The organism is Clostridium senegalense JC122, from assembly GCF_000285575.1.
In the GTDB taxonomy this organism is placed as follows: Bacteria; Bacillota; Clostridia; order Clostridiales; family Clostridiaceae; genus Clostridium_J; species Clostridium_J senegalense.
In genome coordinates this window covers 1-3,760 of record NZ_HE611055.1, presented here as the reverse complement: position 1 = coordinate 3,760, position 3,760 = coordinate 1, and the positions used below count along the sequence as shown (strand labels likewise).

The window sequence follows — 3,760 nt, the reverse complement described above, 5'->3', positions numbered from 1 at the left end:
TATACTTGTATAAAATATTAATTTAAATATATAATAATTATCAATAAAATAAGGAGTGATAATTTGAAAACTCTTTTAGTATTTCATTCATGTAACGGTTTATTAAAAGAAGTTTCACATAGGATAAAGGATGAGTTAAATTGTGAGATTATAGAATTACAAAATATAGAGCCTGATTTGAAAAACAATAATAAGTATATTAAATTTTTTCAGGATGTATTATTAGTTAAAAAGTTAAATGGAGAATTTAAGGAATATGAGTGTTTAATATTGCTTCTTCCTAGTTGGTTTTATAAATCCTACTTTGGTATAAAAAGAAGTAGCTTTGGCAATATTTTAAATGGAAAAAAGTATTTTAATTACATTAGGTGCTAATGAAAATTTGTGTTTTGATAAAGAAAGTGTATTTTTAGGATGCAATATAATAGGGGAAAAGTATATAAATACAAAGGACATAAAAACAGAAAATTTTTATATTAGTTTAGTAAATTGGATAAAAAGTATATGTAAATAGTATAATGTGAAAATACAGAGATTTAATATACTCTGTATTTTTATATTTTAGTATACTAAACTAATTTATTAATTATTATTGTAAATTTATCTCAATGTGATACAATTTAAATAAGTTTAATATTGAGAGTTAATGTAAAATAATATAAAAACATTAAGATTAAATAATAGAATTAAAATGATTATTATTGATTAAAAATCTACAAAAAGGAGAGTTAAAAATGAGCTTTTATGTATACAATACAATGACAAGAAAAAAAGACGAATTTATTCCTGTAGTTCCAGGAAAAGTTGGTATGTATACTTGTGGACCAACAGTTTATAATTATGCCCATATAGGAAATTTAAGAACATATATATTTGAAGATGTACTTAAAAAGTCTTTAGAATATGCTGGTTATAAAGTTAAACATGTAATGAATGTAACAGATGTAGGGCATCTTCAGTCAGATGGTGATGAAGGCGAAGATAAAATGGCCCTTGGTGCTTCAAGAGAAAAGAAAACAGTTTGGGAAATAGCAAAATTCTATGAAGAAGCATTTTTAGATGATTGTAAAAAATTAAATGTTAAGAGACCTAATGTGGTTTGTAGAGCAACTGAACATATAAAAGAGATGATAAATTTCATTAAAGTTTTAGAAGAAAAAGGGTATACATATCAATCTAATGGGAATGTATATTTTGAAATAGATAAATTTAAGGACTATACAAAACTTGCAAATTTAAGCATTGAAGAATTAGAAGCAGGAAGTAGAATAGAAGTAGATCCTAATAAGAAGAATCCTCTTGATTTTGTACTTTGGTTTACGAATTCTAAGTTTAAAAATCAAATAATGCAATGGGAATCTCCATGGGGTAGAGGATTTCCAGGTTGGCACTTAGAATGCTCAACAATGTCAATGAAATATTTAGGAGATAGTATAGATATACATTGTGGCGGTATTGATCATATACCAGTACATCATACTAATGAAATTGCTCAATCAGAAGCTTATAGCGGAAAAAAATGGGTCAACTATTGGATGCACGGTGAATTTTTAGTATTAGATGGTGGTAAAATGTCTAAATCAACTGGAGACTTTTTAACGGTAAAAAGATTAGAAGAAGAAGGGTTTTCACCATTAGATTATAGATATTTTTGTTTACAATCAAGATATAGAAAACAATTAATATTTAGTTTTGAAAATTTAGATGCAGCTAGAAAGTCTTTTAAAGCACTTAAAAAGAGAATTGCTACAATATTAGAAAATGTTTGTGAAAATGATAATTTTAATAATGAAAATATAAATAATTATAATGAAAAGTTTAAAAAACAAATAAGTGATGATTTAAATATTCCAAATGCATTTACTGTGCTTTTAGATGTTCTAAAAGATGAAAATTTAACAAATTTAGAAAAGAAATTTTTAATAGAAGATTTTGATAAAGTATTATCTTTAGAATTAACATCTGTAGAAAAAGATTTATCAAATATAGATGTTGAATCTATAGAAAACCTTATAAAAGAAAGAAATGAAGCTAGAAGTTCTAAAAATTATGCTAGAGCAGATGAAATAAGAGATCAATTGCTTAAAATGAATATAGAAATATTAGACAGTAAAGAAGGAACAACTTGGAGATTAAAATAAAAAAGACACCTTAAAATGATTTATCATTTTAAGGTGTCTTTTTTATGACAAAAATTTAAAAACCTTATAAAAATAAGGCATTAAAAGAACTATAAAAACCATAAAGTGTCAATAATTATGATGTATTGTAATAAAAAAATATAGATAGGTTACAGAATAATTGAGATTTTACTGGAATAAAATGGTAAGATGTACTTAAGTTAATGTGAAAATAAAAATAATCTATATAAATTTCTAATATATGATTATTGTGTATGGAGGTAAGAGTATGTTTAAAAAGTATTTTAAAAATTACAAAGTTGTATTGTTAATATGTATTTTGTTTACTTTTGTTGTTTGCATGAAATTGAATTTAAATGTTGAAGCTATAGAAGCATCTAATATTGTAATAATAGAAGATAAAGAAATTTTTACTACAGAAAAAGTAGATTACAATATAAGAATTCCTAAAATTTCAGGACTGCAAGATAAAAATTTAGAATACAATATAAATGAAATAATAAAAAATGACATAACTTCTATAAAAAAAGATATAGAGGACTTAAGCGTTAATGATCACGAATATGCTGATTTAAATAATTATGACTTGAAAAATTATAGGTGTAAAGTAGATTATGACATAAAAACAGGAAAAGAAATAATTAGCATAGTACTTAATATATATAAGTTTACTGGTGGTGATTATGAAATAAAAGAAAAAAAATCATATAATATTGATTTAAAAAAGATAAGTTATTATCTTTAAAAGATTTAGTAAGAGATGAAGAATGTAGAAGATTAAAAACACAATTAAGAAAAGAAATTTATAAAAGCAAAGATAAATATTGTATAGAAAAATTAATTCAAATGAAAATTTTAATTTTTATTGTGAGGGAAAAAATGTGGTTATATATTTTAATATGAATGATATAGGTCCATACACTTTAGGTATACCACAATTTAAAATACCTTTAAAAAATATATAATAATATATGTGTGACAATAAATGAAGTAAGTAGTAAACAATTAACTAAAATCAAGTAATACTTGGTTATGGGCTATTATAATATATTAGATTTTATTATAAAGTTTAATAGTATAAAGAGTAAAAAAATCCTAATTAGTTTATATTTAAGTAGTATTCAAAATATTATCTCAAAAAATAAGGAGTAAATATCTTATTATAGTTTAAGATATTTACTCCTTATTTTAAATTTTAAATAAAAAATCCTTTAAGGGGTTATACTAATGTAAGTGTAATTTCAATATAAATTTAAAACAGTTAAAAATATATTGAAAAAATATACCAAATAAAATTAAAAAACTATTGACATATAAAAAACAAAATGATACCATAAAAAAGCAGTCTAGAAATGACATAAAAAAACATATTTTGTTCTTTGAAAATTGCACAGTGATAAAAGACATTGTTAGACCTTTAAATAAAGATATAACAATTTCGTCAAGACAATAAAAACCTTAAAATAGAAACTATTTTATGCGAATTTTTGTATAAATGACAAAGAATTCTTAGAAACGAGTAGTACTAGGAAACGACTGAGTGAGAAGCGGAGTTTACTTATGTAAATGAGCATCGGAACGAAGAAAATTGACGACACAGTACGTAGTTTATAAAAATC

5 protein-coding genes are annotated in these 3,760 nt (G+C 23.2%); all 5 read left to right on the top strand.

The genetic code is table 11. From position 1 onward, the window contains the following. Positions 1-63: 63 nt before the first annotated feature. Entirely contained in the window at positions 64-375 is a 312-nt protein-coding gene (locus CSGHG_RS17440) for a hypothetical protein (RefSeq protein WP_010298394.1), read from the top strand. After that, a complete protein-coding gene (locus CSGHG_RS23430; protein WP_155844787.1) occupies positions 341-514 on the top strand; it encodes a hypothetical protein in 174 nt (57 codons plus the stop codon). Before CSGHG_RS17440 ends, CSGHG_RS23430 begins: the two co-directional genes overlap by 35 nt. Positions 515-734: 220 nt before the next feature. Continuing rightward, entirely contained in the window at positions 735-2,141 is a 1,407-nt protein-coding gene (gene cysS / locus CSGHG_RS17430) for a cysteine--tRNA ligase (protein ID WP_010298391.1), read from the top strand. Positions 2,142-2,409: 268 nt separating this feature from the next. Continuing rightward, positions 2,410-2,886, top strand: a complete 477-nt coding sequence (locus CSGHG_RS17425; RefSeq protein ID WP_010298389.1) for a DUF4163 domain-containing protein — start codon at positions 2,410-2,412, stop codon at positions 2,884-2,886. 79 nt (positions 2,887-2,965) lie between these two features. Beyond that, complete coding sequence (locus CSGHG_RS25125) at positions 2,966-3,106, top strand: DUF3298 domain-containing protein (protein ID WP_010298385.1); 141 nt, start codon at positions 2,966-2,968, stop codon at positions 3,104-3,106. Positions 3,107-3,760: the final 654 nt, after the last annotated feature.